5 protein-coding genes and 1 pseudogene are annotated in these 3,272 nt (G+C 67.3%); all 6 read right to left on the reverse strand.

All coding sequences use genetic code 11. From position 1 onward, the window contains the following. A pseudogene (locus QX108_RS33390) lies at positions 1 to 326 on the reverse strand (type II secretion system protein GspK); the annotation flags it as partial. 8 nt (positions 327 to 334) lie between these two features. Continuing rightward, on the reverse strand, positions 335 to 1,009 hold the full coding sequence (locus tag QX108_RS33395) for a prepilin-type N-terminal cleavage/methylation domain-containing protein (protein WP_315787724.1): 675 nt from the start codon (positions 1,007 to 1,009) through the stop codon (positions 335 to 337). Positions 1,010 to 1,018: 9 nt separating this feature from the next. Continuing rightward, on the reverse strand, positions 1,019 to 1,447 hold the full coding sequence (locus QX108_RS33400; protein ID WP_315787726.1) for a type II secretion system protein: 429 nt from the start codon (positions 1,445 to 1,447) through the stop codon (positions 1,019 to 1,021). Beyond that, complete coding sequence (gspG, locus tag QX108_RS33405; protein WP_315787728.1) at positions 1,444 to 1,947, reverse strand: type II secretion system major pseudopilin GspG; 504 nt, start codon at positions 1,945 to 1,947, stop codon at positions 1,444 to 1,446. The genes QX108_RS33400 and gspG overlap by 4 nt, the downstream gene beginning before the upstream one ends. Positions 1,948 to 1,962: 15 nt before the next feature. Next, positions 1,963 to 2,433, reverse strand: coding sequence for a GspH/FimT family pseudopilin (locus QX108_RS33410; RefSeq protein ID WP_315787730.1), 471 nt, complete (start codon positions 2,431 to 2,433; stop codon positions 1,963 to 1,965). Next, the coding region (locus tag QX108_RS33415; RefSeq protein WP_315787732.1) for a type II secretion system F family protein at positions 2,430 to 3,272 on the reverse strand (843 nt) is incomplete at its 5' end. The genes QX108_RS33410 and QX108_RS33415, both read right to left, overlap by 4 nt.

The raw sequence follows: 3,272 nt of genomic DNA on the forward strand, positions 1-3,272 counted from the left end.
CCTGCTGATAGCAGCAGGCTGTTCAGCATGGCCTCATCGGTCTGGTTGAGGTCGACCCGTCCGAGCTCGTCCTGAATCCTGATGCCGATCCGCGTGCCGTTGAAATCGAGCGTGTAGAGACGGCCGTCGGCGCGCCAGCGGCGGTCCGCCCGGGCATCAAGCAGACCGTCGATGGCTGCATTGACGCCGGCCTCGACGAGCGCACCAAGAGCGGCCTGATCGACGCCGTTACGGGTAGGGCCATAGGACACGCTGCTCGACCATGACAGCGACAGTGCGATCGCCGTCAGCAGTGCGAGCCCCCAGAGAACCGACAGCACCGGCATGTCGCCCCCTATCGCCCGCGACAACGCATCGTGAGAGCGTCATAGACACACGCCACATCGGCCTGTACCCGCGGCGCAATCACGAGCTCCGGCCAGTGTCGCGCATCGCCCGGACGCATGAAGACACGCAGCCGCACCAGACCCGGCGCCTCGCTCTGATCCTGCCAGCTCGTGCTCCAGGCCGCGTTGGCGTCGCCCGTTCCTCTGGCCGCATAACTGAGTTCGATCCGATCGATGTCGGACACCAGCAGCGTCCGCTCGGTGTCCAGCTTCACCGCCAGTTCGGGCCGGGACTGCAGAACGAGATCGACCCCGTCACGCCTGCGGTCGGCGAACAGCTTGAAGCGGAAGCGGCCGGCCCCACCGGACACGGCCGGCGCGTCGCTGAGGAACTCGAGGCTCTCGGCCTGGCCGTCGATATCGATGCGCCGCTGCGCCGCGCCTTCGCCCAGCATCATCGGATAGAGATTGCCGATCAGTCGCCGCAATACGTCCTGCGCCGCGAGCTCGCGCTGGAACGACTCCGCGCGGGCGCTGCCGCTGCGCCAGGCCTGCACGCCGAATTTGAGATTGTCGAACAGCAGAACGGCGAGCAGGCTGAACAGCGCCAGTGCAACGAGAACCTCGACCAGGGTGAAGCCTGCGTCGCGATCATCCATCCCGCTTGCTTTCGGCGACGTCATCGGTCTGGCTCACTGCGACTTGGAGACTCTGGGCCCGAGGCGAAGCGTAGAGAGCGCATAGGAGCGAGGGTCCTGCCCTTCCTGCCAGCCGACCTCGACCGAGACCTGATACAGCTCGACCGGGCGTGCAACGCCGCCTGGCGCCGGCCGATAGGGCTGCATCGCAAGGCGCCACCGATAGCCGTTCGCCTCGGCGCCATCGCGCGTCTCGGTGCGCAGCGGAATCGAATTGCCGACCTGGGCCATGAGCGACTGCGCCAGCGCAACGGCACCAGCCACGCGTTCGGCCATGCCCGTTCGCGACAGCCCGGTCGAGAACAGGCTCATCACCAAAGCGAGGCCGACCGACAGCATGGCCAGCGCAACGAGGACCTCCACCAGCGTGAAGCCGGCGTCGCCGCCGTCCGCGTGCTTCATCTCTGCCGTGGCGGGAGTCACGGCTGCCAGCTCGTCACATTGGCCGTGGCCGAGGTCTCGTCCTCACGTCCCTCAGGCCCGAGCGAGACGATGTCGTAGGTGCCGTGCTGCCCCGGGAATCTGTAGACATAGGGCCGTCCCCACGGATCGTTCGGGACCAGGGTGCCGCTGAGATAGGGTCCGTTCCAGGTGGCAGCAGTGGCCGGCTTCTGCACCAGCGCACCGAGCCCTTCGGCTGCGGTCGGGTAGCGGCCGTTGTCAAGGTGATAGAGGTCGAGCGCCGAGGACAGGCTGCGGATCTGGATCCGCGCCGTCTTGAGCTTGGAGTCGGAGAGATAGCTCAGCACGCGCGGGCCGACGAGACCCATGATCAGGCCGATGATGGTGATGACGACCAGCATCTCGACCAAGGTGAAGCCGGCCTCGCCATCGCGGCCTCTGCGTAAACGAAGCCGGGATTGCCAGCGCCACGCGGCCACGCGCAGCTTCACGACATCACGACATTCCATCCATCCCAGCATGATCGTCCCCTCCCCTCAACACGTCGCGGCGGTCCGCACCGTCCCTGTCAGCCATTCGACACAGAGCCTGATATGATGCCCGTTCAACTCCAGGCTCAGATCGCCGCCGGTCGACGAGCCGTCCGGAAAGAACCGGAAGCCGCCCACAGCGGCGCCCACGCGCGTCGCGTCGGCATAGGTCAGCTTCGCCTGGATGTCCGGCGCAAAGGTGCGCGGCCGGACGACGTCCGAGCTGAAGGTCCGGCGGTCGACGTCGATGGTCAAGGTCATCACGCGGTTCTGTACGATCGCAGCCGAGCGCGTGGCGCGCAGCGCCGACGCAATCTCGCCTGTCGCCGCATCGAGGCTCACCGTGCCGGCGCCGCGTGATAGCAAAGGGACGGCGGCGGATACCGTCAGCGCCAGGATGACGAGCACGGCAAGCATCTCGACCAGCGTGAAGCCGGCGCTCGCCTCGTCCCGTCCCAGTTCCGCCCGCGCGCTCATCGCCCCGCCAGATCATTGATACTGAGGACGGCGTTCATCACCGGCATGATCAGCGCGCCGATGATCAATGCGATGCCGACCGTCATCGCCGGCGTCAACGCCGCCATGAAGCGATCGACGCTGGTCTGCAGCTGCTTCTCCAGCATCTGCGCCACGCGCAACAGCATGCGGTCGAGCTTGCCCGCCTCCTCGCCGACCGCGATCATCTGCAGTGCCACGGCCGGCAAGGCGACCTCGTTGCGCAGCGCGCGGTGCAGCGCTGTGCCCTGCTGGATCCGCTCGATCGCCTGTTCCATGCCGGCGCGGAGATGACGGTTGTCGACGACGTCGCTCGCCGATTTCGTCGCCGCGATCAACGGCACGCCGGCCATCAGCATCGTACCGAGCGTGCGGGCGAAGCGCGCGGTGTCCTGCTGCAGAAGGAAGCCGCCGAGCAGCGGCAGCCGCAGCGCGAGCCGGTCGAGACGCCGGCGGCGGCCGGGATCGGCCAGCACGAATGCGACGACCGTCCCCCCAGCCACGATGGCGGCAACGCCGCCGATCACGATCTCGAGCCAATGCGCCTTCAAGGCCAGCATCAGCTGGATGGTCAATGGCAGCGGCTTGCCGCTCTGCGTGAAGATCGGGGCCATCGACGGGATCACGCCGCCAACGATGATCGCGAGCGTTGCGAGGCTCAGCACGATCAGCATCGCGGGATAGATCAGGGCCGACTGGATGCGCGCACGGATCTCCGCCCGCCGCTCCAGGAGCTCGGCGAGCTCGGTCAGCACCTGCGCCAGCCGCCCGCCGCTCTCGCCGGCTCTGATGACAGCGACATAGTCGGCGGGGAAGATGCG

This window comes from Bradyrhizobium sp. SZCCHNR1002, assembly GCF_032381435.1.
Taxonomy (GTDB): Bacteria; Pseudomonadota; Alphaproteobacteria; order Rhizobiales; family Xanthobacteraceae; genus Bradyrhizobium; species Bradyrhizobium aeschynomenes.

What these genes read in the sequence shown, in the direction of transcription:
- gspG (WP_315787728.1), bottom strand. Translation starts at nt 1,947, where the DNA reads ATGCTGGGATGGATGGAATGTCGTGATGTCGTGAAGCTGCGCGTGGCC.
- QX108_RS33410 (WP_315787730.1), bottom strand. Translation starts at nt 2,433, where the DNA reads ATGAGCGCGCGGGCGGAACTGGGACGGGACGAGGCGAGCGCCGGCTTC.
- QX108_RS33395 (WP_315787724.1), bottom strand. Translation starts at nt 1,009, where the DNA reads ATGACGTCGCCGAAAGCAAGCGGGATGGATGATCGCGACGCAGGCTTC.